General features: G+C 26.2%; 28 protein-coding genes, 1 other RNA gene and 1 other annotated feature. Of the genes, 8 read left to right on the top strand and 21 right to left on the bottom strand.

What is annotated here, in order from left to right; all coding sequences use genetic code 11:
* Window positions 1-19: 19 nt before the first annotated feature.
* Together E0D94_RS06485 and E0D94_RS06480 are read right to left on the bottom strand one after the other, a co-directional pair.
* Window positions 20-916 (bottom strand): diacylglycerol/lipid kinase family protein, encoded by an 897-nt coding sequence (locus E0D94_RS06485; RefSeq protein ID WP_130806469.1) that lies wholly within the window; start codon window positions 914-916, stop codon window positions 20-22.
* Window positions 917-1455: 539 nt separating this feature from the next.
* Complete coding sequence (locus E0D94_RS06480) at window positions 1456-1647, bottom strand: hypothetical protein (protein ID WP_130806468.1); 192 nt, start codon at window positions 1645-1647, stop codon at window positions 1456-1458.
* Window positions 1648-1810: 163 nt separating this feature from the next.
* Here E0D94_RS06480 and E0D94_RS06475 point away from each other — a divergent pair, with 163 nt between their 5' ends.
* Window positions 1811-3565: an ABC transporter ATP-binding protein gene (locus E0D94_RS06475; protein ID WP_130806467.1), complete on the top strand. Its 1755-nt coding sequence runs from the start codon at window positions 1811-1813 to the stop codon at window positions 3563-3565.
* Between the two features lie 12 nt (window positions 3566-3577).
* Window positions 3578-5671 carry an ABC transporter ATP-binding protein gene (locus E0D94_RS06470; RefSeq protein WP_130806466.1) on the top strand — a complete coding sequence of 698 codons (2094 nt, stop codon included), beginning with the start codon at window positions 3578-3580 and terminating at the stop codon, window positions 5669-5671.
* Between the two features lie 12 nt (window positions 5672-5683).
* On the opposite strand, the gene E0D94_RS06465 is transcribed toward E0D94_RS06470, so the two are convergent.
* Complete coding sequence (locus tag E0D94_RS06465; RefSeq protein ID WP_130806465.1) at window positions 5684-5926, bottom strand: hypothetical protein; 243 nt, start codon at window positions 5924-5926, stop codon at window positions 5684-5686.
* Window positions 5927-6037: 111 nt separating this feature from the next.
* On the opposite strand from E0D94_RS06465, the gene E0D94_RS06460 reads away from it, so the two are divergent.
* Window positions 6038-7588: a putative polysaccharide biosynthesis protein gene (locus E0D94_RS06460; protein ID WP_130806464.1), complete on the top strand. Its 1551-nt coding sequence runs from the start codon at window positions 6038-6040 to the stop codon at window positions 7586-7588.
* A 20-nt stretch (window positions 7589-7608) separates the two neighbouring features.
* Here the strand turns inward: E0D94_RS06460 and ssrS are convergent.
* A non-coding RNA gene (gene ssrS, locus E0D94_RS06455) (6S RNA) lies at window positions 7609-7786 on the bottom strand.
* A 77-nt stretch (window positions 7787-7863) separates the two neighbouring features.
* Window positions 7864-8166 (bottom strand): hypothetical protein, encoded by a 303-nt coding sequence (locus E0D94_RS06450; protein ID WP_130806463.1) that lies wholly within the window; start codon window positions 8164-8166, stop codon window positions 7864-7866.
* Window positions 8167-8319: 153 nt separating this feature from the next.
* On the opposite strand from E0D94_RS06450, the gene E0D94_RS06445 reads away from it, so the two are divergent.
* A complete protein-coding gene (locus E0D94_RS06445) occupies window positions 8320-9036 on the top strand; it encodes a hypothetical protein (protein ID WP_130806462.1) in 717 nt (238 codons plus the stop codon).
* A 248-nt stretch (window positions 9037-9284) separates the two neighbouring features.
* On the opposite strand, the gene E0D94_RS06440 is transcribed toward E0D94_RS06445, so the two are convergent.
* A complete protein-coding gene (locus tag E0D94_RS06440; protein WP_130806461.1) occupies window positions 9285-10178 on the bottom strand; it encodes an RluA family pseudouridine synthase in 894 nt (297 codons plus the stop codon).
* An 87-nt stretch (window positions 10179-10265) separates the two neighbouring features.
* On the opposite strand from E0D94_RS06440, the gene E0D94_RS06435 reads away from it, so the two are divergent.
* Window positions 10266-11084, top strand: a complete 819-nt coding sequence (locus E0D94_RS06435) for an NAD(+)/NADH kinase (protein WP_130806460.1) — start codon at window positions 10266-10268, stop codon at window positions 11082-11084.
* Between the two features lie 37 nt (window positions 11085-11121).
* On the opposite strand, the gene pepF is transcribed toward E0D94_RS06435, so the two are convergent.
* From pepF to E0D94_RS06400, 7 genes are all read right to left on the bottom strand, one after another.
* Complete coding sequence (gene pepF / locus E0D94_RS06430) at window positions 11122-12915, bottom strand: oligoendopeptidase F (RefSeq protein WP_130806459.1); 1794 nt, start codon at window positions 12913-12915, stop codon at window positions 11122-11124.
* A 22-nt stretch (window positions 12916-12937) separates the two neighbouring features.
* Window positions 12938-13651 carry a zinc dependent phospholipase C family protein gene (locus E0D94_RS06425; protein ID WP_130806458.1) on the bottom strand — a complete coding sequence of 238 codons (714 nt, stop codon included), beginning with the start codon at window positions 13649-13651 and terminating at the stop codon, window positions 12938-12940.
* 91 nt (window positions 13652-13742) lie between these two features.
* On the bottom strand, window positions 13743-14096 hold the full coding sequence (locus E0D94_RS06420) for a hypothetical protein (protein ID WP_130806457.1): 354 nt from the start codon (window positions 14094-14096) through the stop codon (window positions 13743-13745).
* Window positions 14097-14118: 22 nt separating this feature from the next.
* Window positions 14119-14562: a cell wall hydrolase gene (locus tag E0D94_RS06415; protein ID WP_130806456.1), complete on the bottom strand. Its 444-nt coding sequence runs from the start codon at window positions 14560-14562 to the stop codon at window positions 14119-14121.
* Window positions 14563-14671: 109 nt separating this feature from the next.
* Window positions 14672-15667, bottom strand: coding sequence for a tryptophan--tRNA ligase (gene trpS / locus E0D94_RS06410; RefSeq protein WP_130806455.1), 996 nt, complete (start codon window positions 15665-15667; stop codon window positions 14672-14674).
* A gap of 45 nt (window positions 15668-15712) precedes the next feature.
* Window positions 15713-15917, bottom strand: a binding site (T-box leader).
* A 49-nt stretch (window positions 15918-15966) separates the two neighbouring features.
* Window positions 15967-16479, bottom strand: coding sequence for a thiol peroxidase (gene tpx, locus E0D94_RS06405; protein ID WP_130806454.1), 513 nt, complete (start codon window positions 16477-16479; stop codon window positions 15967-15969).
* 80 nt (window positions 16480-16559) lie between these two features.
* A complete protein-coding gene (locus E0D94_RS06400) occupies window positions 16560-17396 on the bottom strand; it encodes a DegV family protein (RefSeq protein ID WP_130806453.1) in 837 nt (278 codons plus the stop codon).
* A 142-nt stretch (window positions 17397-17538) separates the two neighbouring features.
* Between E0D94_RS06400 and E0D94_RS06395 the strand changes: the two genes are divergently transcribed.
* Window positions 17539-18387 (top strand): DegV family protein, encoded by an 849-nt coding sequence (locus tag E0D94_RS06395; protein WP_130806452.1) that lies wholly within the window; start codon window positions 17539-17541, stop codon window positions 18385-18387.
* A 24-nt stretch (window positions 18388-18411) separates the two neighbouring features.
* Here the strand turns inward: E0D94_RS06395 and E0D94_RS06390 are convergent, their stop codons facing one another.
* The 5 genes from E0D94_RS06390 to E0D94_RS06370 all read right to left on the bottom strand — a co-directional run bounded on the left by E0D94_RS06390 (window position 18412) and on the right by E0D94_RS06370 (window position 23226).
* Entirely contained in the window at window positions 18412-19368 is a 957-nt protein-coding gene (locus tag E0D94_RS06390) for an L-threonine 3-dehydrogenase (RefSeq protein ID WP_130806451.1), read from the bottom strand.
* Between the two features lie 119 nt (window positions 19369-19487).
* The gene (locus E0D94_RS06385) at window positions 19488-20387 is read right to left on the bottom strand and encodes a glycine betaine ABC transporter substrate-binding protein (RefSeq protein WP_130806450.1); all 900 of its coding nucleotides are present in this window, start codon (window positions 20385-20387) and stop codon (window positions 19488-19490) included.
* A gap of 15 nt (window positions 20388-20402) precedes the next feature.
* Window positions 20403-21233, bottom strand: a complete 831-nt coding sequence (locus tag E0D94_RS06380) for an ABC transporter permease (RefSeq protein ID WP_130806449.1) — start codon at window positions 21231-21233, stop codon at window positions 20403-20405.
* Window position 21234: 1 nt separating this feature from the next.
* The gene (locus E0D94_RS06375) at window positions 21235-22419 is read right to left on the bottom strand and encodes a quaternary amine ABC transporter ATP-binding protein (RefSeq protein ID WP_130806448.1); all 1185 of its coding nucleotides are present in this window, start codon (window positions 22417-22419) and stop codon (window positions 21235-21237) included.
* A gap of 165 nt (window positions 22420-22584) precedes the next feature.
* Entirely contained in the window at window positions 22585-23226 is a 642-nt protein-coding gene (locus E0D94_RS06370) for a hypothetical protein (RefSeq protein WP_130806447.1), read from the bottom strand.
* A gap of 136 nt (window positions 23227-23362) precedes the next feature.
* Between E0D94_RS06370 and E0D94_RS06365 the strand changes: the two genes are divergently transcribed.
* Window positions 23363-23671, top strand: coding sequence for a hypothetical protein (locus E0D94_RS06365; RefSeq protein WP_130806446.1), 309 nt, complete (start codon window positions 23363-23365; stop codon window positions 23669-23671).
* A 21-nt stretch (window positions 23672-23692) separates the two neighbouring features.
* Here E0D94_RS06365 and E0D94_RS06360 read toward each other — a convergent pair whose 3' ends face one another.
* On the bottom strand, window positions 23693-24322 hold the full coding sequence (locus E0D94_RS06360; RefSeq protein ID WP_130806445.1) for a DUF4397 domain-containing protein: 630 nt from the start codon (window positions 24320-24322) through the stop codon (window positions 23693-23695).
* A 161-nt stretch (window positions 24323-24483) separates the two neighbouring features.
* On the opposite strand from E0D94_RS06360, the gene E0D94_RS06355 reads away from it, so the two are divergent.
* Window positions 24484-24684: a DUF378 domain-containing protein gene (locus tag E0D94_RS06355; RefSeq protein WP_130806444.1), complete on the top strand. Its 201-nt coding sequence runs from the start codon at window positions 24484-24486 to the stop codon at window positions 24682-24684.
* A gap of 27 nt (window positions 24685-24711) precedes the next feature.
* On the opposite strand, the gene E0D94_RS06350 is transcribed toward E0D94_RS06355, so the two are convergent.
* A complete protein-coding gene (locus E0D94_RS06350; protein WP_278044695.1) occupies window positions 24712-25533 on the bottom strand; it encodes a carbon-nitrogen hydrolase family protein in 822 nt (273 codons plus the stop codon).
* A 1-nt stretch (window position 25534) separates the two neighbouring features.
* Window positions 25535-25993 carry a hypothetical protein gene (locus E0D94_RS06345; protein WP_130806443.1) on the bottom strand — a complete coding sequence of 153 codons (459 nt, stop codon included), beginning with the start codon at window positions 25991-25993 and terminating at the stop codon, window positions 25535-25537.
* Window positions 25994-26051 lie beyond the last annotated feature (58 nt).

The following is a 26051-nucleotide window of genomic DNA, read 5'->3' as shown; positions in this document are numbered from 1 at the left end:
AGAATTTTTAGAACACGATTTACTTTTTTACAAATATAGGTAAAATATTGCGTTTTATTCTTACATTTATAGGTAACTCTCCTGCATACTCTCCGTCAATATCTACATGTATTTCTTTTAAGGATAAGTTTTCAATAGTAACATCTTTAGTTTTAAAATATTCTACTTTAGGATGATTTACATGTTCTCCAGTATATATTTTCAAAAATATTGAAACTATATCTTGAAAGTCTGCTTTTTTTATTATCATACAATCCAGTAATCCATCTTGTACTTCAGCAGTGGGAGATAATTTTTTAAATCCTCCAACTGATTTTCCATTTGATATAACAAATAAGAGAATATCTTCTTCACTGGTATATTCTTCGCTAGTAACCTTAACTTTTATTGTTTCAAATTTTTGTCTTGGAATTTCTTTTATACCTTCAAAATAATAAGCCATTCTTCCTAAAACTGTTTTAATTTCTGAGGGAACTGTATGTGCTACATTTGTAAGAAGGCCACCTGTTGCAACATTTATAAAATAACTATCATTACAAACCCCCATATCTACATATTCAATATTCCATGCTTCAATCATTTTTATAAAATCATTCGTAGCTTTAGGTATCTCCATATATGTTGCAAAATCATTAACAGTACCTCCTGCAAGTATAGCAAGAGGTAATTTCTTATCGCTCCGAGCTATACCAGATGCAACTTCATTTATAGTACCATCTCCACCACATGCAATAATTGCATCCCAACCTTCTTTACAAGTCTTAATTGCTTCATTTTGGGCGTCATTTTTCTTTTTTGTAGCATATTTTCCAACAATATATCCACGATCTAATAGATTAATTATTATTTCATCTATTCTCCTTTGAACCATTTGCCTTCCAGAAGATGGATTATATATTACTTTGATTTTTTTCATTTAATTTATTTCCTCCTGCAACTGATATTCTTATTTATATAAATATATATGATATTATACTTTTTAACTAAAATAGTCAACCTTATTATACCATTAATGCAGATATTAAAAAAGCAGACATATATTTAAACAAACAATTATAATATTGCCTCTAATACTTCTGAGCTTTACACAGCTAATATTTTAGCAATTAAACCAAATATAACAGTAATTAACTTCAAATAACTTCCTCAAGCCTTATATTGATTTCCATATTTAATAAACCTAATTATACTTATTTTACCATATATACTAACTCATAACTATAGAATTTACTGAATTTATTGAAAATAAATCTTGATTAATTGTAATGATTAAAACCATAATGATAATTGCTAAGATAAAGAATATATATTTTTTATAACTTAAACAATAAATAAGACCAACAAATATTATATTGGTCTTATTTTAATTACAAATTAAACATATATAATTTGTATTGATATTTTTCTAGATTAAGTCTTTTTTAATATGTCTTCTTATGACAAATTTATATTCTTTTATTTTTCGTCCATTTTTTCTAATATTGCTTGCAACCTTTTAGCTTGTACTCCACTTTCTTCTGCAAACATTTTAAAGGTTTCTCCTACTTCTGTATCTCTAATATTTTTAGAAAAAGATTCATAGTCTCTTACCATTTCTTGTGCATCTAATAATTTCTTTTTTACAATATCTTTTTCACTCATTTTCATAATTCTCACCTCCTAAATATATATTTACCTATGCATATTATTATTATGTATAAATTGTTTTTATAAAAATTATATGCTTAATAAATTTATTAATATATTTTTTATTTGTAATCTAAAGGGTATAATACTTAGTAATGCGAAATTATAAAAATGGAGGTAACTTATGAAGCATTTTAAAACTTTAAAAAATTTTCTTTTAGAACATAAAAAAAGATATATTCTAGGAATAATATGGTTAGTCATAGTAGACGTTTTACAATTAATATTTCCTCAAATATTAAAAAAGATAACTGATTTATTACAATCAAATCAACTTTCTTTAGATGAATTGTTAAATTATGCGATGTTAATAATATTATTAGGACTAGGTACAGGTGTTGGTAGATATTTTTGGAGAATTTATATTCAAACTACTGCAAGGAAAGCTGAATATTATTTAAGAAATAGATTATTTTCACATTTACAATCTCTTTCTACAAATTATTTTAATACACATAAAACAGGAGACTTAATGGCTCATGCTACAAATGATATAAATGCAGTAAGAACTGCCCTAGGACCTGGAGTAGTTATGATTATTGATTCTGTATTTATAACTATTGCTACATTAATAATGATGATTAAAACTACTAATTTATTATTAGTAATACTTGCCTTATTCCCTTTACCTTTTTTAGCATTTAGTGTTCAAAAAATGGGAAAAGTTATACATAAACGTTTTAGAAATGTTCAAGAGACATTTTCTGACCTTTCTGATAGAGCACAAGAAAATTTTGCTGGTGTAAGAGTAGTAAAATCTTTTGTACAAGAAAAAGAAGAAATTAAAAAATTTTCTAAAGTTAATAAAAATAACTTTGATAAAAATATGAAGTTAATAAAAGTATCTGGTTTACTAAGACCACTTATTCAATTTATATCAGGAATTAGTTTTCTAATTGTTATATGGTATGGTGGAATTTTAGTAATAGAAGGTCAAATATCACTAGGAGATTTTGTAGCATTTAATAGTTATCTGTCATTATTAGTATGGCCAATGATGGCTATAGGATGGGTTATTAATATTCTTCAACGTGGTTCTGCTTCTATGGAACGTATAAATAATATTTTATTTGAAAAGCCTGATATTACAGATTCAGATAATACATTAGATAATATTAAAGATATTGATGGTCATATTATTTTTGAAAATGTATGGTTTAAATATCCTAATTCTAATAATTATGCTCTTAAAAATATAAATATTGATATTGAAAAAGGGACTACATTAGGTGTTGTTGGTAGAACAGGAAGTGGTAAAACTACATTGGTTAATCTTATTTTAAGACTTTATGATATAGATAAAGGCAATATTTTTATTGATAATATCCCTATACAGAATTTTTCAATAAAAAATTTAAGAGAAAATATTGGTTATGTTTCTCAGGATAATTTTTTATTTTCAACAACAGTAAAACAAAATATATCTTTTGCATTTGAACAAGATATTGATGATAACAAAATATACGATGCTGCAAAAAAAGCTGAAGTTTATGATAATATAATTGAATTCCCAAATGGATTCAATACCTCATTAGGAGAAAGAGGTGTTACAATGTCAGGAGGACAAAGACAAAGAACTGCCATTGCAAGAGCAATTATTAAAGACCCTAGTATTTTAATATTAGATGATAGTTTATCTTCCGTTGATACTCAAACTGAAGAACGTATACTTAAAAACCTTAAAGATATTATGGAGAATAAAACTAATATTATCATTGCCCATAGAATATCTACAGTTAAAAATGCTGATCATATAATAGTCTTAGATGAAGGTAAAATAGTAGAAAGAGGTACTCATGAAGAATTAGTTAATAATAAAAAAATTTATAATGATATATATGTAAAACAAATGTTAGAAGAAAAAATTGAAAATATATAAGGTGGGAATATTATGAATAATATACATGAAGAAGAACAATTAAATAAATCTTATGATTCTAAGTTAATGAAAAGACTATTGTCTTATGCCAAACCTTATTGGAAACTATTAACTATTTCAATAATTCTCTTGATATTTGTTACATTAACAGATTTAGCTCGTCCTTATATAATTAAAATTGCTATTGACAATCATATCTCTGCTATAAATGAACCTATGTATGTATATGATTTAAATAAATCACCAGTTGATGGTATTGAATTTGATGGAAAAGAGTATGTAAGAAAATCAAGACTTGAAGATATAGATAATTCATCTAATACCACACAATTATCTACATTAATAAAGTATGACAATAAATATTATTTAGCAAATGGCAATATAACGAATGATTTTAATGATATAAGTATTACTAACAATAATATTAATACAAATATTATAATTAACAACAATACATATTCTGCAACTAGATTAACAGATGAAGAATATAGTCAATTTAGAGAAGAAGATATTTCTAATTTAAATAGGCTAGCTTTAGTATATTTAGCAATTATTTTTATAGGATTTGTTTTTAATTATACACAAACTTATATATTAAATTATGCTGGAAAAAAAATAATTTATAATATTAGAGAAGAAGTATTTACTCATATACAGAAAATGTCACTCACTTTTTTTGATAATAACCCTGTAGGACGATTAGTTACGAGAGTTGCTAATGATACTGAGAAATTAAATGAAATGTATACAGAGGTATTAATAAGCTTTTTTAAAGATATTTTTATGCTTATTGGTATAATAATAATAATGCTTCAAATGAATTTAAAATTAGCCCTTATGAGTTTTACTGTTATTCCGTTTATAGTTATAGCTTCTATAATATTTAGAATACAAATTAGAAAGGTATATAGACTTGTAAGAGTAAAGCTTGCCAAAATAAATTCAACATTAAATGAAAATATAACAGGGATGCAAACTGTTCATATTTTTGGAAAAGAAAATAAAAAATTTAGAGAATTTGATAATATAAATCAAAGTTATTTTAATACTACAAAAAAAGAAGTTAAAATATTTGCTTTGTTTAGACCTTCCATAGAAATTATAAGATCTCTTGGTATAGCACTTATAATATACTATGGAGGCGGACGTACTATTTCTGGTGCTATAGAATTTGGAGTATTATATGCATTTATAAATTATCTACAGAGATTTTTCCAACCAATTATGGAACTTACACAAAAATTCAATATATTACAGTCTGCTATGGCATCTTCTGAAAGGATATTTCAAATTCTAGATAAAACTGAAGATATAAAAAATATTAAAAATGCTAAAAATTTAAAGAAATTTAATGGTAAAATTGAATTTAATAATGTATGGTTTGCATATGATGATAAAAATTGGGTTTTAAAAAATGTTAGCTTTACAATTAATCCAGGAGAATCCATTGCATTTGTAGGAGCAACAGGTGCCGGTAAATCTTCCATTATAAATTTAATTAATCGTTTTTATGATATTCAAAAAGGTAAAATATTAATAGATGGAATTGATATAAAAACGATTGATAAATACTCGTTAAGAAAAAGAATAGGTATTGTACTTCAAGATGTATTCTTATTTACAGGAGATATAAAAGAAAATATAAGACTAAATAAAGAAAATATATCCCTAAATGATATTAAGTATGCTGCAAAACATGTTAATGCTGATAATTTCATTGAAAAACTACCTAAAAAATACGATGAACCAGTAATGGAGAGAGGTTCTACCCTTTCATCTGGTCAAAGACAATTACTTGCATTTGCAAGAGCACTTGTTTATGATCCAGATATACTAGTATTAGATGAAGCTACTTCAAATATAGATACAGAAACTGAGGTTTTAATACAAGATGCTTTATTAAAATTAATAAAAGGAAGGACTTCTATTGCAGTAGCTCATAGACTATCTACAATACAACATTCTGACAAAATAATTGTACTTCATAAAGGTGAAGTTAAAGAAATAGGTACACATCAAGAATTACTAGATGAAGAAGGTATTTATTATGATCTATATAGATTACAATACAAAGAAGACTTTAATATAGAAAATAGTAAGCTATAAATAAGGGTGGAGTTAAATCTCCACCCTTTGTATACTTATCCTCTTATCATCATTACATTCTTTACATTGAAATAAATGGGTACATTCACTTTTCCTTACTCCATCAACTAATTGAGTTATATCATTGGATAAATAAGGACTATAATTATCTAAATAATCTACTATTGGCCCTTGATCAATCATATCTCCTCCACACTTCTTACAACTTTTAATTATTTCTTGTATACCATTACATAAAGGACATACTTCTTTCAAATATTATCACCTCTTTAATGTTTATAATATCGAATTTATCATTTTATTATACATTTTATATAAATGATTTGAATATTTATTAAATATATAATTTTTCTAAGAGGTGATATATTGAATAAAATAAAATTCATATATGGTGCTATAATTTTAGCTTTAGTAAATTTTTTAGTTAGAGCTATGGGATTTGGATATAAGATCATTTTGTCAAAAATAATAGGAGCAAAAGGAATAGGTCTTTTCCAACTCATAAATCCTATTTTAATGCTATTTTTAACCATAACTACTGCTGGATTACCTATAGCTGTTACTAAACTAGTTGCTAAACAAGAGGCTAAAAATAATAGTTTAGCAAGTAAACAAATATTAAAAACTTCGATTTATATCACAATTTTATTTTCACTAATTTTAAGTTTAATATTATTTTTATTATCACCATTTATAAGTTCTAATATATTAAAAAATAAAGACACATTATATTTCTTGTACTTCTTAATTCCAGCAATCTTACTAATTTCTCTATCTTCTGTAACTAGAGGATATTTCTATGGATTAAAGAAAATGGGTATCTCAGGATCATCACAAATTATTGAGCAAATCATAAGAATAGTATTTGTTTTACTCTATTTATATTTTTCTTACCCTATAGATTCTACCTGGGGAGCTTTTATAGCGCTTTTAGGAATTAGTGTAGGAGAATTTTTTGGATTATTATGGCTATTTTTAAATTATAATATTATAAATTTTAAATCTAAAAAAAATATTGTTAATAAGAAATTATCATTAAAAGAAATAATAACTTCATTATTTTTTATTGCTATGCCAATAACTATTTCACAATTTTTTCACGTTTTATTACAGATATCAAATACAATATTAATACCTAGAAGATTGATATTAGCAGGTTATACAATGGAACAATCATTAGAAACATTTGGAAGAGTAGTAGGTATGGCTATGCCTTTTGTATTTTTACCATTTATTTTTACTGGAGCCTTAGTAATGAATATAATACCAAATATATCAGAACAAATTAGTAAAAATAATTTATATGATGTTGAAAAAAGTTCAAGTTTATGTTTAAGAATAACATTCATTTTAACAATTCCTATAACCTTAATATATATTTTTTATTCTATTCCAATAACTAATTTTGTTTATAATGATGTTTTAGTTGGAAGATATTTATATGTCCTATCATATAGTACTATATTCTTATCACTTCATCATACAGCCTCTGGTATCTTACATGGGTTAGGAAAACAAATACAAGCAAGTATAAATCATTTTATAGGTATGAGTATCCAATTACTTGCAACTTTCTTTTTAGTCTCTAATCCTAACTATGGAATATATGGATTTCTTATTGGTTTCTTAGTATGTTCCATTGTAATGTTTAGTCTTGATTTTATAACTCTAAAAAAATACATTAAAATAAAATGGGATATTACAAACTTCATATTAAAACCTGTTATTTCGGGAGCAATAATGCTACAATTTATTAAATTAGGTTATTATTTTATAAATTATTTTGACTTAAATCAATTTTATATAATACTTAATTATTTAATTTCAATATTTATATATTTCATTCTTTTGATTATAACTAAAGCATTGCCTATTAATATAATATTAAAATTATTATCTAAAAAAAGACATAAATAAACCCTTAAGCTTTGCTTAAGGGTTTACCCGACATGCCGTCATGCTCATTAATTCATACCCGCTACTCTCGCAGGTGGGTGCTCTGCTAATAAGTTCTGATGTCCTTTAAAAGGCATACCATACATTATCAGACTCCAAGCTCCCATATTATATATGTCGGTTGAATTAAAGAGAATCTAACGAACATATCAGGAAATTATCTTTAAATACATTATACTACAAAACTCATAATAAATAAACTGTTAATTTATACTACTAACTTTAATACGCCATAATTATTCTGATTCATTGTTTAATACTTCTAATAATTTATCAAGTTTTTTATTTTGACTTTCATTTAACATAGGTCTTAATCTTTCTAGTTTTTTTATTTTTTTCATAAACTCCTCTTTATTATTTTCTTGAGATAATTTTTTATTTAAATTTATTATCTCAAAATATAATTCGTCTTCAGACTTATCCGAATATTTGCTAGCTAAATCCTTTAATTTCTCCATATCTTTATCTTTAGGATTAACAGTTGATTTTAACTTATCAACTAATTCTGATATATCTTTCTTTCCTTTTTTATCATCCATTTTAATTCCTCCTTTATAATATCTATTTAAAAGATATGTATCATAAAGTTTCATTATTACAAACAAAATAAAGATATTAATTTTATCACAAATTATATATTAACCTCATATAATATTATACAGAATTTTAATCTATAGTAAGGAGGTAAAAATGTGAATGATCTCTCTACAACTTTCAAAAAAAAATATGAAAATATACTAGAAAATCCAATAATATTAATTTTTCTTATCCCAATTATTAAAAAATTTTTATCCCAAGAAAATCATAATATTTTAAATTTAAACTTTAATCATTTATCAAAGAATAATTTTTCAAAAATATTTGAAAAAATTGATATTTTAGTTAAAGTAGCTCCTTATCTTCCCAAAGATTTTATAAATATCATAAATAAATATCTTCCTATTTATGATAGAATTAGCAAAGCATTTATTGTTATGGAGTTTTTCCAAAGAACAAGTACTGTGTCCCCTGTTGTTGTTGCTAATGACTTGAATCCAAAAGAAAAAACAAACAGAGTTTCTTACATATTAAAAGAAGAATTACCCCAAATAGAATACCAGAAAATAAGTCCTTTTATTTCCATGGCAACTAATTTAGACATGTATAAAGGAATTCTTAAAGTATTAACTAATATAAATACATCTAATAATAATTCTGATTCTAATAATATTGATAACTTAATTGATGTTATAGGGCCTATACTAGCTAACAATAACCAGAAAACCGAAACTTCACAAGGTAAATCTCCTGATATCAATAAATTGTTAGGTTTGTTAGATTTATTTAATGATAATGATGAAAATAATGAAGGTAATAATGAAAATCAACATGAAGAGGATAATGAAAGTAAAGATAAAAATATAGATTAATTTCAAACATCACAATTATCTAATTTTTACATATTATATAGTGTAACAAATATTACTTTTCGGAGGGATTTTAATGTCAAATAAAATTTTAGGCGGATTTTTTGATGGGGAAAATGATTCTACTTTATTATTTTTCTTTTTATTATTAGTTGTTTTATTTACTAATTGTTATGGTGGATATAAATACTAATACATTGATTTTAAGTCAATAATTAAAGTGAAATGATTAGTTGTTTTAAAACAACTAATCATTTCACTTTTTCTATTAATGATTTTATATCGTAAGGGAAATCTGATTTTAATTCTATTTCGTTTTTATCTCTAACCCTATTAAATTTTAAATAATATGAATGTAAAGCTTGTCTAGATATAAAGTCACTTTCTTCACTATATAAACTATCTCCTATAATAGGATGACCTAAGTATGATAAATGTACCCTTATTTGATGAGTTCTTCCTGTAACTATCTTTAGACTTACAATAGTAACATCTTTAAATCTTTCAATAACTTCAAATTCTGTTACAGATTCTTTTCCATTCTTATCTACTACTTGTTTAATACCTTCTGTGGATTTCATAAGAGGAAGATTAATTATTCCCTTATTTTCTTTTACTACCCCTTTAACAACTGCAATATATTTCTTTGTTATAGTATTTTTAAACTGATCTGCCATTTGGCCATGTGCATAAGAGTTTTTTGCAACAATTAATATTCCAGAAGTATCCATATCTAATCTATTTACTAACCTTACTTTTTTATCTATGTTATTCTTTTTAAAATAATAAGCTATACCATTTGTAAGCGTATTTTGCGGATGATTTTTAGTTGGATGAACTAAAATATTAGGCTCTTTATCTATAGCAATAACATCAACATCTTCATATATTACATTTAAATCCATTTTCTGTGGTTTATACACATTCTGTTCTTTTTCAAACTTTATAGTAATGATATCATTACTATAAACATAAAATTCATTACTCAAAGGTTTATTATTTATAAATATATTTTTTTGTCTAATAAGTTTCTTAAATAATCTTGATGATATATTCATTTTATTATTTAAAAAATCTTTTAACTTTATTTCCTTTTCTTCAACTTTTAAATTTATAATATTATGGCTTTCTTTGGGTATAATCATATTATCATTCCTTTTAGTTTTTTTACATAATTTATTGTATAATGTAATTAAAAGATTTATTCGTGTATTATTTAAGGAGGTTTTTTAATGAATAATTCTACATATAAAAATAAAAAGATAAATGTAATATATAATAAAGATGAAGAGTCGTCAAATACAGCTGCATTATTAAAACAAAAATTAAATATTAGAGGATATACAGTCACTAAAAATTATGATACAGAAGCAATGTTAAATATATGTGTTGGTGGTGATGGTTCCTTTTTAACAGCAGTACATCATTATGGATTCCCTGATATTCCATTTGTTGGAATAAATACTGGGCATTTAGGTTTTTTCCAAGAGATATCACCTACAAATTTAGAAGAATTTTTAGATAAATTAGACTCTAATGACTATATAGTTGATTCTTTATATTTAGTTGAAGCTTTAGTATGTACAAGAACAAGTTGTATTGATCTTATAGGAATTAATGAAATTGTAGTAAAAGGAATAGAATCTAAAGTTATACATTTAAATATTTCAATAGATAATACATACCTTGAAAGATTTAGTGGTGATGGAGTAATTGTATCTACTCCTGTGGGAAGTTCTGCTTACAATTTTTCTTCTGGTGGAAGTATAGTATATACTACTTTAGATGTACTACAATTAACACCTTTATCTCCTATAAATTCAAAGGTATATAGGTCCCTTACTACTAGTGCAATAGTTCCAAGTGATATGGAAATAAAAATAGCTCCAGAATATAGAGATGAAAATTCAATACTTATAACAGTAGATGGAAATCAACATAAATATGAAAATATAACTGAGATTAGCTTTAAACTTTCTAAAATGACTATAAATCTACTCAATATGGGTAAAAAAGATTTTTGGAGTAATGTCAGAGATAAATTCTTATAAAATCTCATATAAATAAACTCCCTTAAAGGGAGTTTATTTATATGAGTCTTTCCATTTTATCTACTAATTCACCAAAAAGTTTTAATGCATCATCTATAGGTTTCTTTGTAGTCATATCTACTCCAGCTTTTTTCAATACTTCTATAGGATAATCTGAACTTCCACTTTTTAAAAATTCTAAGTATTTTTCTACTGCTCCCTCTTCATTATTAAGTATCTTCTGAGATAAATAAACTGCTGCTGAAAAACCTGTTGCATATTGATATACATAAAAATTATAGTAAAAGTGTGGAATCCTTGCCCATTCCATTGCTATTTCTTCATCAATCACTATTTCTTCTCCATAATACTTTCTATTTAAATTCTTATATATATTACTAAAAGATTCAGCTGTTAATGATTCTCCCTTTTCTGTTTTTTCATGTATTATCTTTTCAAATTCCGCAAACATTGTTTGTCTGTATATAGTCCCTCTAAATTGTTCTAAAAAATGATTTAAAAAATATAGTTTTTTTCTTGGATCAACTTCATTTTCTAACATATAATTTATAAGAAGCGCTTCATTTACAGTAGAAGCTACTTCAGCTACAAATATACTATATCCTGAATATATATGAGGCTGATTACTCTTTGAAAAATAACTATGCATTGAATGACCCATTTCATGTGCAATAGTAAACATATTATCTAATGTATTTTGATAATTTAATAATATAAAAGGCTTTGAATCATATGTACCCCATGAATATGCTCCACTTCTTTTTCCTTTATTTTCATAAACATCTATCCAGCCAGAATCAAAGCCTTTTTTAACTATTTCTAAATACTCTCTTTTTAAAGGATTTAATCCTTTTAGTACAATTTCTTTAGCCTCTTCATACTCTATATCCATGTCTATTTCTTTTACTATTGGAGTATATAGATCATAAAAATGAATATCTCCTAAATCAAGAGCTTTTTTTCTTATTTCTATATATTTATGCATCTTATCCAAGTTTTCATTTACTGATTCTAATAAATTGTCATATACCTTTATAGGGATATTGTCTTCATCTAATGCTGCTTCCAAAGATGAATTATATTTTCTAACTTTAGAGTAAAATATATTTTTCTTTATATTAGTGTTCAAAATACTTGCAAATGTATTTTTATAATTGCCATAAGTCTCATATAATGCTTTAAATGCATCTTCTCTTACTCTTCTATCTTTATTCTCCATTAAAGGTATAAATCTGCCGTGAGTAATCTGTATCTCTTGACCATTTTCATCTTTTATAAAAGGAAATTCTAAATCTGCATTGTTGAGCATAGAAAAAGTATTTTCAGGACCATTTGCAATGTCCCCTACCCCTGCTATTATAGCTTCCTCTTTTTCACTTAATATATGTTCTTTTTGTCTGAATATCTCATCTAAATAATGAGAATATTCATTTAAGCTAGGATTTTTCTTCTTAAATATCAAAACATCTTCTTTATTTAATTCCAAAATCTCAGGTACTATAAAAGAAGAAACTTCACCTATATTTACCATTAAAGTTGTTGCTCTATCAGTAAACTGTTGATATTTTGAATTATTAGTATCTTCATCTTGTTTCATTTTAGCAAATGTATATACATTACTTACTGTTCTAGAGATTTCATCTTTTAATTTTAATAATCCTAATAAATTATCTGGACTTTTAATTACATTTCCTTTAAATAATTTCAATTCACCTATTAATGATTTAACTTTTTTAAAATCTTTTTCCCAATCTTCATCATTTTTATACATAGATTCAATATCCCATTTAAATTTAGAATCTATTTCATCTCTTAATTTAACCTTACTCATTTACACACATCCTTAAATTATATTATTTTTTATTATCATAATACTTTACATCCTTTAAAAATTTTATCATACATCCTGCAGTGGTTCTTTGTGCAAGAGGCAGTGAACATTTTGTTATCTTATAATATCTTTCTCTTGAATTTTCCAAATTTTTGTATTTCTCATATTGTTTTAATGCAGTTTTAGCATTAAAAACTATATAGCTGTTTAATTTTTTAAATTCTATTGGACTTTTACTTGTTCTGAACTCTTTCACTATATCATATGTTGTTTTTACAAAATTTTCATATTGTCTATGATTATCTAAAAGACGTATATTTACATGTTGAGGTATTGTCATATCTTGTATTATATGAAGTGATGCTCCTAAATAAAACATAGACCTACTTTTATAACCTTTTTTCCAATATGAAATTGCTTTTTTATAATAATTATTTGTCAAATTCTTTGCATTAGAATGACCAAACATCCCTCTACGTTTTGTAGGACTATAAAAATGACTTGTACTTTTAAAATCTTGATCAGCCCAAACTGCTCCTCTATTTACTTCTTCTAAATAATGATTATATACTTCAAATTCTTCTATATAATTATTATCGGCTAAAAGCTTCATTGACTGATAGTTAATAAATCTATGAACTTTGCATTCTGTAGTTATTATTTTCTTTTTAAACGGATTTAAAGCCCATAAGACGGATTTAAAAGCCATCCCATAATATTTTTCAAGTCTATTCATATTATACCATTCCTTTATGAATATTTATTCTATAATATATATATTACCCAAAAAAGCATAAAAAAAAAGGTGACAAGTCACCTTTTTTGTTTTATCTTAATACTTTTACAAATTTAATTGAATATAAATCTCCAATTATATAATCATCTGTTTCTGCTTCTTGTAAAACTACATAATCTACTCCTACATCTAATAATCTACCTTCTTTGTCTAAAAAGGTATTTGTTCCTATTAAGAAATCTATCCTTACGTATTCTCCTATTAGATTCATTAAATAACCTTGTAAGTATTCTTGATCTTTAAATACTGGGAGTGTCTCTCTATCTTCCATATCTGGCTTTGGAATATTAGGATTTACTGGTCTATTAGGATAGTTATAGTTAGGCATATTTGGATTATTTGGCATAGGACTATAATTAGGCACATTATAATTATTTGGATACATTTATGAAAACCTCCTTGATATTTTAAGTTTCTTTATAAAGTTCAGTCGGATCAAAAAAACAATGCTTTCTTATTCTAGTATTTATCACCCCAGTTCTATTTCGTGGAAAATAAGTAGGACATTCAGGGACAAAAGGATTCATATACCATAAAGACTTCACAATATTCCATTGCTTATTACCTGCCAAGGCCCAATCTGCAATATCATAGTGAATTTGTTCTGGTGGAGTAGCCCAAATTGTTTGAGGATTTCTTCTTCCGCCTATAACATTTCTTACACAATCAAATTGCCCTTCTTGAAATATTACATTTCTTAAATTCCCCATATTCACTCTTTGATACTCTCCATAAGGAATATGAACTCTATTCATAACTACAGTAGCAACTGCTTTCATTCCAGTATCTCCCTCTCCCCCTGCCTCACATTTGATAATCCTAGCTAATAATTCTCTTGCTGACATTGGCATGGAAATCCCTCCTATCTAGCTACTATTAGTATATTTATAATCTTTGATTTTTGATACACTTAATTAAAAAGACTTGTTAATAACTTTTGTTATCAACAAGTCTTTTATTTTATCTAGGAATAAATCCAGTTTTTTTATAAACTTTTCTAAGCGTTTTACGAGCGACTATACTAGCCTTTTCACTTCCTTCTTTATATACCTTTTCTAAATAAGCTTTATCATTCATATATTCTAAATATTTTTCTCTTATCGGTTTTAAAGTATCAATTATAATTTCTGAAATATCCTCTTTAAATTCTCCATATCCTTTCCCAATATACTTATTTTCAATATCTGAAATCTTTTCTCCAGTTAATTTAGAGTAAATTGTAAGAAGATTTTTAATTCCAGGTTGCTCCTCTGAGTATTTAACTTTATTTATTGAATCAGTTACACTTCTCTTTACCTTTCTTCTAATAGTCTCTGAATCATCTTTTAATAATATATATCCATTTTCGTTTTCAGCTGATTTTGACATCTTTTGGGAAGGGTTTTGTAAATCCATTATCCTAGATCCAACACTAGATATAAGTGGTTCTGGAACTTTAAATGTTTCACTATATCTATTATTAAACCTAGAAGCTAAATCACGTGCAAGTTCTAAATGTTGTTTTTGATCTTCTCCTACTGGAACTACATCGGTACCATATAATAAAATATCTGATGCCATTAGCACAGGATAAGTTAATAGTCCAGCATTTAAATTCTTTTCATTTTTCTTGATTTTATCTTTAAACTGAGTCATTCGATTTAATTCACCTAAGTAAGTCATTGAAGATAAAACCCAGGATAATTGAGTATGTTCTGGAACATGTGATTGAATAAATATTGTAGATTTTGAAGGATCTATTCCGCAAGCCATATATAATGACATAATTTCTAATGTTCTTCTTCTTAAGTCTTTAGCTATTTGTGGTACTGTTATAGAATGTAAGTCTACAACACAATAATAACAATCATATTTTTCTTGCAAATCTACCCAATTTCTTATAGCTCCTAAATAATTACCTAATGTTAGTTCACCTGAAGGCTGTACTCCACTAAATATAACTTTTTTTTCACCCATATTCATTCTTCCTTTCAAAAAATAATAAAACCCATCGTCTCTATATATAGAGACGATGGGTTAAGTCGCGGTACCACTCTAATTGACATTTAGTCATCTTTTATCCTATAACGGGGAAAGCCGTCAAATTCTACTATTTTTCAAATTTGAACTCCTAAGTCCATTCAGCAAATACTTAACACTGATCTTCCACCATCATCAGTTCGCTATAGAAAGACTTTTGCTTACTACTCTTAATCAACGCTTTTCATTTATTTAATTTAATATTATATATTATAATATTAAATTTGTAAATAAAACTATATTAATTTTTTAATTTCTTCTAATGCTTTATCATAATCAGGATGGTTAGTTACTTCATCTAAATATTCTACATATTCTATTTTATTGTCTTTATTTATAACTAACACTCCTCTTGATAGTAATCTAAATTCTTCTATAGTAAATCCATACTTATCGCCAAAATTTAAATCTTTATGATCTGATACTACTTCTATATTTCCTATGCCTTCTGCCCCACAAAATCTCTTTTGTGCAAAAGGTAAATCTACAGATATTGTTACAATAAATACATCATCTGACAATTTAGTTGATTCTTCATTAAATCTTTGTGTTTGCAATGAGCATACACCTGTATCTATTGAAGGTACTACAGATATAACTTTTATTTTTCCTTCTGTTTCATTATAGAAGTCAAATTCAGATAAATCTTGTTTTAAAGCTTTAAAATTCTCAGCTTGATCACCTACTTTTACTTGAGTACCTTTTAATGTAACTGGTTTTCCACCAAATGTTATATTTTTATTCGTCATTGAAATCCCTCCACAACTTTTAATTAATAAATCATCTATAACATATACTACCCAAATAAAAATTATTTAAAATTAAATAACTAAAAAGCTATTATTATTCCACCTTCATTTGCATATACCGTACTAATTCCTCTAGCTTCAACTATAATTACATCTTTAAATTTATATTTTTTTAGAATATCCTCTTTTAATTTTTTTGCCCTATCATATGCATTAACATGTGAAATCCCTAATATCTTTTCACTGAATTTAGTAGACTCTCCTTCTTCTCCTATTACATCTAAGAGCTTAGATAGTGCTTTATTTGTGCCTCTTACTTTTCTTACTAATCTTATGTTACCATCGTCTGTAGAACCCATTATAGGCTTTATAGAAAGGGCAGATGCAATACGTCCTTTTAACTTACTCATTCTTCCAGCCTTTATTAGATTATCTAATGACTCTAAAACAAAAAAAGTTTTCATTTCTTTTATATATTGATTTGTTTTTATAACAATATCATTTTCTGATAAATTTTTTTGAATTAACTCGTTTATCTTAATACAAGTTAATGTCTCTCCAACTGAAGCACTCACTGAATCAAATACATGAATAAATTTATGATTTGCTTCTTCTAATATCATATTTTTTGCCATCATTGCACTATTATAAGTACTACTTAATGCTGAAGACAAAGTTACTACAAAGCTTTTATCATCTAATTTATACTTCTCAACAAAATTCATAGGAGATGGACTAGCTGTTTTAGGATAATCATTACTAGCTTTCATTTTCTTTATAAGTTCATCTTTATCTAATTTCTCATCATCTATAATTTCCTCATCATCTATTCTTATAGTTAAAGGAACTAAATCTATATCTAAATTATTTTTTAGTTCATCATTTAAATCACAACAACTATCTGCTATTATCTTCATACTTGTTTCTCCTTTACATTTTTAATTTAATATTATAATATCATATTATCAATATATTGAATAGAATTATAAATATTTATCATATTATTATATGTATTTAGATAAATCTATAATATATATATAGTTTTGAAAGGGGAAAATAATGAATAATATTAAGCTTTTTTCTGATAGTACATGTGATTTACCAAAAGAATTATTAAACAAATTAGATATCTCTATAATACCGTTATATGTTGTATTTGGAGATAAATCATTTAAGGATGGAAAAGATATAAATATTGAAGAATTGTATAAAAAAGTCGATGAATTAGATACTTTACCTAAGACTTCAGCACCTTCTCCTATTGATGTTCATAATGCTTTTAAACCTTATATAGATAAAGGAGACTCTATTATATATATAGGCCTTTCTTCAGAATTATCGTCTACAATTTTGAATGCTAAAATAATTGAAGAAGAATTTCAAGATGCTGATATAACAATTATAGATTCTAAGAATTTATCTGCTGGAATAGGATTATTATTGCTTAAAGCAAATGAGCTGATAGAATCAGGTATTGATAAAGAAAAAATAGTAGAAGAAATTAAAAGCCTTGTTCCTAAAATAAGAACATCATTTATTGTAGATGACTTTGATTTTTTACATAAAGGTGGAAGATGTAGTAGTATACAATCTTTAATGGGAGGACTTCTTAAAATTAAACCTATATTAAAAGTTAATGAGGGTAATATAATACTTGGTCAAAAACCTAGAGGTAAGAAAAGAAAAGCAATTGATTTAACTTTGCAAAACATTTATAAAAATAAAGATTCTATTGATTTAGATAGAATAATAATTGGAGAATCAATGTCTATAGAAGACTCATTATATATTAAAAAACAATTAGAAAAAAATATGAACTTTAAAGAAATATTATTAATAGAAGCAGGATGTGTTATATCTAGCCACTGTGGTAAAAACACTACTGGAATATATTATATAGAAAAATAAAATAGAGGCTTATAAGCCTCTATTTTATTTTTCTATATTTAATTTTTCTCTTAGTTTTTCTAACATATCTTTAGTCATAGACTCTAAATCATACTTAGGATTCCATCCCCATTCTTCTTTAGCAGCACTATCATCTAAAGAATTTGGCCATGAATTTGCAATTTTTTGTAAGTCACCATCTACATCATAATCCATTGTAAATTCAGGAATATGTTTTTTAATTTCATTAAATATCATTTCAGGATTAAAACTCATAGCTGTTACATTAAATGCATTTCTATGTTCTAATTTACTACCATCTGCTTCTATTAAATCAATTATAGCATTTATTGCATCTGGCATATACATCATATCCATATAAGTATCTTCATCAAGAGGACAAGTAAACTTTCCTTTTTGTAAAGCATCATAATATATATGAACTGCATAATCAGTTGTTCCTCCACCTGGAAGTGCAGCATAAGATATTAAACCTGGAAATCTAACTCCTCTTGTATCAACTCCAAATTTCTCATAATAATAATCACATAAAAGTTCTCCAGCTACTTTTGTAACTCCATACATTGTATTCGGTCTCTGTATAGTATCTTGAGGAGTATCATCTTTTGGCGTATTTGGACCAAAAGCTGCTATAGAACTAGGTGTAAACACACCACAATCATTTTCACGGGCAACTTCTAATATATTAAACAATCCATTCATATTAACTTCCCATGCCATAGTTGGTTTCTTTTCTCCAACAGCAGATAATATAGCTGCTAAATTTATTATCCAATCTACATTATGTTTTTTTACTACCTCATTTAACCTATCATAATCAGTTATATCTACAACTTCAAAAGGACCAGAGTTTACTACCATAGAATCTCTCTTACTACGTCCACTAGCTATTACATTTTCATCTCCATAACGTTTTCTTAATTCCATAGTTAACTCAGAACCTATTTGTCCTAAAGCTCCTGTAATCAAAAACTTTTTCACTTGCAGCACCTCCAAATAAATTTTATATTTACAAATAAAGAATAACCTAAAAAAGGATAAAAATCAAGTTACACTTATTTAAAAATAATAAAAAGACTGAGTTTTACTCAGTCTTTTTATTATTTTGATTCTGGTATCCAACTATTTACTAACTCTTCGTTTTCATTCATCCATTCTTTTGCTACTTCTAAAGGATCTTTATCACTATCTGATATAGCACCCATTAAACCACCTAATTGTTCATCATTTAATTTGAAGTTTTCTAAGAATGTTTTAACTTCTGGCATATCTTCAGCTATATCTTTTCTAGCTATAGTATGAATACTTTCACTTTCCCCATATACTTTTTTAGGATCTTCTAAAAATTTAAGATCATATCTTGCAAATTTCCAATGTGGTTTCCAACCTGTTACTACAATTGGTTCCTCATCTGCAATTGCACTAGAAAGTTCTGTAGTCATAACTGGTCCACTACTTTCTAATAGTTCAAGATCTAAATCATATTCTTCTATTGCATTTTCTGTAGCTTTCATTATACCAGCTCCAGAGCCAATACCAACTATTTCTCCACCAAATAATTCTTTATTATCATTTAATTCTTCTATTGAATTAACATCTACATAAGATGGTACTACTAATCCTGTTCTAGCACCTTCATAATTAGTTCCTAAATCTAATACATCATCACCAAATTGATCCATATAGTCACCATGAGTTAAAGGTAACCATCCATCTAAAAATGCATCATAATCTCCTTCTGCAAGAGAAGTATATATAAGGCCTGGTTCTGCTGTAGTTGACTCAACATCATATCCCATTTTTTCTTCTAAAATAGCTTCTGCTAAATTAGTCATTGCTATACCTTCTGCCCAGTTTACAACACCAAGTTTAACTTCTCCTTTGGAATCACCATTTGAAGTGTCATTCCCATCTGAATTATTTGTATCATCACTACATGCTGATAATACTACACTCATTGATAATAAAATTACTAAAAATATAGTTCCTAATTTTTTCATAATAACCTCCTATTTTTATTTATTCTTTTTTAAACTACCTAAACCTTGTGTTATTCTATCTAACACCATAGCTAAAATAACTACAGCTACTCCACCTTCAAATCCTAAACCTATCTTATATTCTTGGATACCTCTAAGTACTACTTTTCCAAGACCTCCTGAACCAATCATTGCAGATATAACAACCATAGATAATGCAAGTAATGTTGTTTGATTTATTCCTGCTAGAATAGTCGGCATAGCTATAGGTATTTGAACTTTAAATAACATTTGACGTGAAGTAGATCCAAATGATTTGGCAGCTTCTACAACTTCTTTAGGTACTTGCCTTATAGCTAAATTTGTAAGTCTAACAACTGGTGGCATTGAAAATATTATAGTAGCAAATGCACCAGGTACTTTTCCTAAACTAAAAAATAAAACTGCTGGAATTAAATATACAAAAGCAGGCATAGTTTGCATAAAGTCCAAAACAGGTCTTAGTATCTTATCAACTGTATCACTTTTTGAAGCTAATATCCCAAGTGGTATTCCAATTATTAGGGTAATAAAAGCAGAGCTTAATACCAATGCTAGTGTTGAAATTGTCTCAGGCCACAATTCCATAGCATCTATCAATAATAATCCAAGTATAGAAAATATTGCTGTACCTCTACCTGCTGATTTCCATGCTATTAATCCTATTATTAGAATTAATACTATGCTTGGTATAAAATTCAATACATTTTCCAGTCCTTCGATAGAACCTTCTAAAATATTCTTTATAAAATCAAATAAAAATTCAAAAGTGTCTTGTAACCATAAAACAAAAGTTTCAAAATATGGCCCTATATGAAATGTAAACATATTATGATTCCTCCCCTACTATTCCAAGTATTATTGATGCTCTTACAATTATTCCAAGCAGAGTATCTTCTTCGTCTACAACTGCTATAGGATAATCTGAGCTCTTAGCAATAGGTAATAAATCAATTATTTGTTCTTGAGGAGAAACTTTTGGAACATCTTTTATTAATATATTTTCTAATGTTTTCTCTCCTCTATCTATAGCTTTACTCGCATCTTCTATAGTAATTATTCCTTGAAGTTTTTTATTTTTATCAGTTACATATACACTACTAAATTCATTTTCTTTCATATTACGAACGGCTACTCTAGGCCCATCTTTAGACGAAACTAAAGCTTCTGGCTTTTTCATTATAGCTTCTGCCGTAACTACTCTAGATCTATCTACATCTTGTACAAACTCTTTAACATAATTATTTGCAGGATTGGTTAATATATCTTCGCTAGTTCCAATTTGTACTATTACTCCATCTTTCATAACTGCTATTCTATCACCTAATTTTAGAGCTTCATCTAAATCGTGAGTTATAAAGATTATAGTTTTATGCATTTTAGCTTGTAATTCTAATAATTCATCTTGCATTTCTTTTTTTATTAGTGGATCTAATGCACTAAATGCTTCGTCCATTAATAATATATCTGGATCATTTGCAAGTGCACGCGCAAGACCTACCCTTTGTTTCATACCTCCACTTAATTCATCTGGCATACTATCTTCATAACCTTTTAAGCCAACAAGTTCTATAGCTTCAATTGCCTTAGATCTTCTTTTATCAGGATCTACTCCTTGAACTTCTAATCCATACTCTACATTTGAAAGTATTGTTCTATGAGGAAATAGACCAAAGTTTTGAAATACCATTGAAATTTTCTTTCTTCTTATTTCACGAAGTTTATCATTATCTACTTTAACAATATCTTCACCATCTATTAATATTTGTCCTTGTGTTGGTTCTATTAATCTATTTAGACATCTTATTAAAGTGGACTTTCCACTTCCTGACAATCCCATTATTACAAAAAATTCATCTTTTTCTACTGTAAAACTTGCATCATTTATTCCTATAGTATTTCCAGTCTTTTTCAATATTTCTTCTTTTGTCATTCCTTTTTCTAAAAGCGGGAATACTTTTTTAGGTTTATTTCCAAATACTTTATAAACATCTTTAACTTCAATTGCTGACATTAAATTCCTCCTTCTATTCTCTTTTTTCGCCCACAGTATTACACGGTTTACAATGGTAACAAATATAAAGTGATATGTCAAATCTATATTAGATATAATAGCCTATTTTTAAAAAATTATCCTACACAATAAAGTGATATAGCTTAACTCTAGAGTTAAGCTATATCACTTTATTAGATCCTTTCTTTGTTTATATCTATCTATTATTAAATTTTCTTCGTCTTTTAGGTTTAAATTTTTAATTCTCTTTAATTCTTCATCTAACTTTTTTTCTATAATTTTTCTAGCTAAATCTTTATCTTTCTTTTTTATAAATTCAGGCTCATTTAATGCTAAATATTTTATTGCATCTCTTATTTCACTATTTATAAATCCATTTATTGATTTATATTTTTTAACTTTAGGTTCTATTTCTTTCTTATAAATATTTTTAATTATATTTCTATGGTAATATTTAAGTAATTTTACAGATCCTTCAGTCAATGCATATATAGAAATCGAATCATCACATCGTTTATTCTCAAATTTATTTTTTAACTTTTGTGGTATTTTTTCCTTATTATTAGTTCTTTCTATTACATACTTTTTACCTCTATAATTATATATTTCAATGATTACCATTGGATTTATATTTCTTTTGATTTTAGGATCTAAGTTAAATTCTTTATCATTGAATATAATACCATCATAATCTTTACAATGATAGTAAATTACTCCTTTTGTTATTGTATGTTTTTCTAGTAGCTCCCCCCACATCTGAACTGCCAAATCATCACTTATATTTTCTAAGTTAAAGTTTTTCTTCATATCCTTGTCCAACTCCTCTTAATAAAAGAATAGAACATGTATTCGTAATTGTCAAGAATTTATTTTAATAATTTATATAATATATTGATTATTTTATTTTTTTATTGTAAAGTAAATTCTATAAGGTGGTGAATATATGAATACAATAAACCAATTTGTAAAATATGTCAAATTAGATGAAGAGAAAAGAATTCTTTTAGCTGTTCAAAATAGTTATCAAACTTTCTTACATGAAAAAGAGAGTAAAAAAATGATATTAGAAGGTTTAAAATCTATTTTAAATGATGATTTTAAAAAATTAGAAATAGGTAAGAATGTTTGTAGAATAACAGTTCAAGAAGGAAAAGAAGAAGAATGCAAAGATAAAATATATGAAGAACTTGTAAAAGGTCTAGAAATGGCAATGGCTTTTATGTCACAAATGCAAAATAAGGATAATCAATAATTGATTATCCTTATTTTGCATTTAATATGATGCTTTATCTAAAGCTATAATAGCTTGTAATGGTTTATTACCTTTTACAGTTCCTACAGCATATACAGTATAATACTGATTTGGATTTAAAATTACATTTGGAACAGTTAAAACTACATCATCTGTTCCAGCTATTCTAACTTGTAATGTATATCTACCAGGATCAACTAATATTTTTTTACTAACTTCTCTGAAACCAATATTTTCAAATAATTTTTTTCCATCTGATAGAGTTACATCTACTTTAGGTGCATCAGGTACTAAATGAACAAATTTCACTTGTGACATATTAGGAGGAATATTATAAGAGGTATCATTTATAACTAATGGTTGTATATCCTTTAAAAAGCCAGTGGCTGCAATAGTATAATCAGAATTAGGCATTATATTTATAACCGTATCTATAACTGGGTTTGACCTGGTTCCTGTAGCAAAAACTTGAACATTATATCTACCATTCATTAATGGTAAATATTCAGTGAAATTTTCATAAGTTAAATTTTGTGCAATTAATGTGTTGTTTAAATATACATCAACACCAGGAGCATCTGGAGATGCATGTAATATTCTTGCATAAGAAGTATTATATCCATATCCATAATTGTTTGTATTATAATACATATTTATCACCTTTTACTTGATTTTTTTATTATCTACTTTATAATATTCAAATTAACTTATTTAGTTACATTCTCAAAAAATAAAATTAACTAAATGTATAATATTTGAAAAGCTAGTAATACTATTCATATACAAATTTAGTTTATTAGGAGGTTATAAGTATGGATAGATTGGCTTTGATTTTAGTTATTGTTGGAGCACTTAATTGGGGACTGATTGCATTATTTCAATTTGATTTAGTCGCTTCATTATTTGGTGGTCAATCAGCTTTTTTAAGTAGAATAGTATATGGATTAGTAGGACTTGCAGGTTTATACTGTATCTCACTTTTATTTAGAGATAGAAATGAAACTGAAAAATAAAAAATAGGATCAAGTATTTACTTGATCCTATTTTTCTAATATGTTATATAAGTCCTTTCTTCTATGTTGTAATAGAGGTAGCTGCATTCTAATATCTTTAATTTTATTTAAATCTATTTTCTCAACAATAATTCCTTCTTCAAATTCTAAATTATCTACTATATCCCCCCAAGGATCTACAATTAATGAATGTCCATAAGAATCATAGGAAAGTTCATCATTTAATGCACCACTACATCCAATAGTATAAACTTGATTATCTAGTGCTCTCACTTTAAATAAATCTTTCCAATGTGCCGGTCCTGTAGTCATGTTAAATGCAGCTGGAGTAATTATTATTTTAGCTCCTTTATCTACCATCAGTCTTGATAATTCTGGAAAACGAATATCATAACAAATTTGAAGTCCTATCTTACAATATTCAGTATCAAATACAGTAAATTTATCACCTCTACTTAATACATCTGATTCTTTAAATTTGGCTCCATTTTTAATATTAATATCAAATAAGTGTATTTTTCTATGTTTTGCTATAATTTGTCCCTTTTTATCAAATACATAACTAGTATTATATATCTTTCCATTATCCTTTTCAGGAATAGAACCTGCCACTATGTATTTTTTAAATTGAATGGCAAGATCTGAAATCATTTTTAATGTTTTACTATTTTTCTCTTCTTCACTATATTCTTCAAAATATCTTATATCATATGGACAATTAAACATTTCTGGCAAAATTATTATATCAGCACCTAATTCTGATGCTTCTTTAATCATTTTCTGTGCTTTAACTAAATTAATATCTTTATTTTCTCCTACTCTCATTTGACACAAACCAATTTTCAAAATATCACTCCTTAGATGTAGTTAATAAATTTATAACCTTTTCTATTTTTGTAATTTTACTATTCATATCTTCCCTAAGAATAGGTTTGAAACAATTCATAAAAGATATAGCTGATTCTAATTTGTCAGTAGTTTCATATCTAAATGAATTATTATGAGCTTTTATATTATCTTTAGTTTTATATATATTTCTTTTAGTATTTACTAATTTTGAAACTAGTTCTTTACTTTCACCTCCACTATATTCACCAATTTCTGTTAATATCATTTCTATTCTATCAATAGTCGGTAAATCTGCTTTGGCCTCTATTATACCATCGTATCTATTCAGTCTAATTCTATTTATCTTGTCTAAAATTTCGAATGCATCTTCTACTTTTGACAAAGTTACCTGTTGGTTTTCTGGAAAATATCTTTTAATATTTCTTATCATTTTTACTTCATTTCTATAATTTTTATTCAAAATACACACCTCTATTCTTATATGAATTTCATATAATTATGATATGCATTTTATAAAA

The organism is Senegalia massiliensis (assembly GCF_900626135.1).
GTDB classification, from domain to species: Bacteria; Bacillota; Clostridia; order Tissierellales; family SIT17; genus Anaeromonas; species Anaeromonas massiliensis.
Note: the sequence above shows the minus strand (reverse complement) of the source record. Positions and strands in the feature narration are given on the sequence as shown.

What these genes read in the sequence shown, in the direction of transcription:
- E0D94_RS06485 (WP_130806469.1), bottom strand. Translation starts at nt 916, where the DNA reads ATGAAAAAAATCAAAGTAATATATAATCCATCTTCTGGAAGGCAAATG.
- E0D94_RS06480 (WP_130806468.1), bottom strand. Translation starts at nt 1,647, where the DNA reads ATGAAAATGAGTGAAAAAGATATTGTAAAAAAGAAATTATTAGATGCA.
- E0D94_RS06475 (WP_130806467.1), top strand. Translation starts at nt 1,811, where the DNA reads ATGAAGCATTTTAAAACTTTAAAAAATTTTCTTTTAGAACATAAAAAA.
- E0D94_RS06470 (WP_130806466.1), top strand. Translation starts at nt 3,578, where the DNA reads ATGAATAATATACATGAAGAAGAACAATTAAATAAATCTTATGATTCT.
- E0D94_RS06450 (WP_130806463.1), bottom strand. Translation starts at nt 8,166, where the DNA reads ATGGATGATAAAAAAGGAAAGAAAGATATATCAGAATTAGTTGATAAG.
- E0D94_RS06440 (WP_130806461.1), bottom strand. Translation starts at nt 10,178, where the DNA reads ATGATTATACCCAAAGAAAGCCATAATATTATAAATTTAAAAGTTGAA.
- E0D94_RS06435 (WP_130806460.1), top strand. Translation starts at nt 10,266, where the DNA reads ATGAATAATTCTACATATAAAAATAAAAAGATAAATGTAATATATAAT.
- pepF (WP_130806459.1), bottom strand. Translation starts at nt 12,915, where the DNA reads ATGAGTAAGGTTAAATTAAGAGATGAAATAGATTCTAAATTTAAATGG.
- E0D94_RS06425 (WP_130806458.1), bottom strand. Translation starts at nt 13,651, where the DNA reads ATGAATAGACTTGAAAAATATTATGGGATGGCTTTTAAATCCGTCTTA.
- E0D94_RS06420 (WP_130806457.1), bottom strand. Translation starts at nt 14,096, where the DNA reads ATGTATCCAAATAATTATAATGTGCCTAATTATAGTCCTATGCCAAAT.
- E0D94_RS06415 (WP_130806456.1), bottom strand. Translation starts at nt 14,562, where the DNA reads ATGCCAATGTCAGCAAGAGAATTATTAGCTAGGATTATCAAATGTGAG.
- trpS (WP_130806455.1), bottom strand. Translation starts at nt 15,667, where the DNA reads ATGGGTGAAAAAAAAGTTATATTTAGTGGAGTACAGCCTTCAGGTGAA.
- tpx (WP_130806454.1), bottom strand. Translation starts at nt 16,479, where the DNA reads ATGACGAATAAAAATATAACATTTGGTGGAAAACCAGTTACATTAAAA.
- E0D94_RS06400 (WP_130806453.1), bottom strand. Translation starts at nt 17,396, where the DNA reads ATGAAGATAATAGCAGATAGTTGTTGTGATTTAAATGATGAACTAAAA.
- E0D94_RS06395 (WP_130806452.1), top strand. Translation starts at nt 17,539, where the DNA reads ATGAATAATATTAAGCTTTTTTCTGATAGTACATGTGATTTACCAAAA.
- E0D94_RS06385 (WP_130806450.1), bottom strand. Translation starts at nt 20,387, where the DNA reads ATGAAAAAATTAGGAACTATATTTTTAGTAATTTTATTATCAATGAGT.
- E0D94_RS06380 (WP_130806449.1), bottom strand. Translation starts at nt 21,233, where the DNA reads ATGTTTACATTTCATATAGGGCCATATTTTGAAACTTTTGTTTTATGG.
- E0D94_RS06375 (WP_130806448.1), bottom strand. Translation starts at nt 22,419, where the DNA reads ATGTCAGCAATTGAAGTTAAAGATGTTTATAAAGTATTTGGAAATAAA.
- E0D94_RS06370 (WP_130806447.1), bottom strand. Translation starts at nt 23,226, where the DNA reads ATGAAGAAAAACTTTAACTTAGAAAATATAAGTGATGATTTGGCAGTT.
- E0D94_RS06365 (WP_130806446.1), top strand. Translation starts at nt 23,363, where the DNA reads ATGAATACAATAAACCAATTTGTAAAATATGTCAAATTAGATGAAGAG.
- E0D94_RS06360 (WP_130806445.1), bottom strand. Translation starts at nt 24,322, where the DNA reads ATGTATTATAATACAAACAATTATGGATATGGATATAATACTTCTTAT.
- E0D94_RS06355 (WP_130806444.1), top strand. Translation starts at nt 24,484, where the DNA reads ATGGATAGATTGGCTTTGATTTTAGTTATTGTTGGAGCACTTAATTGG.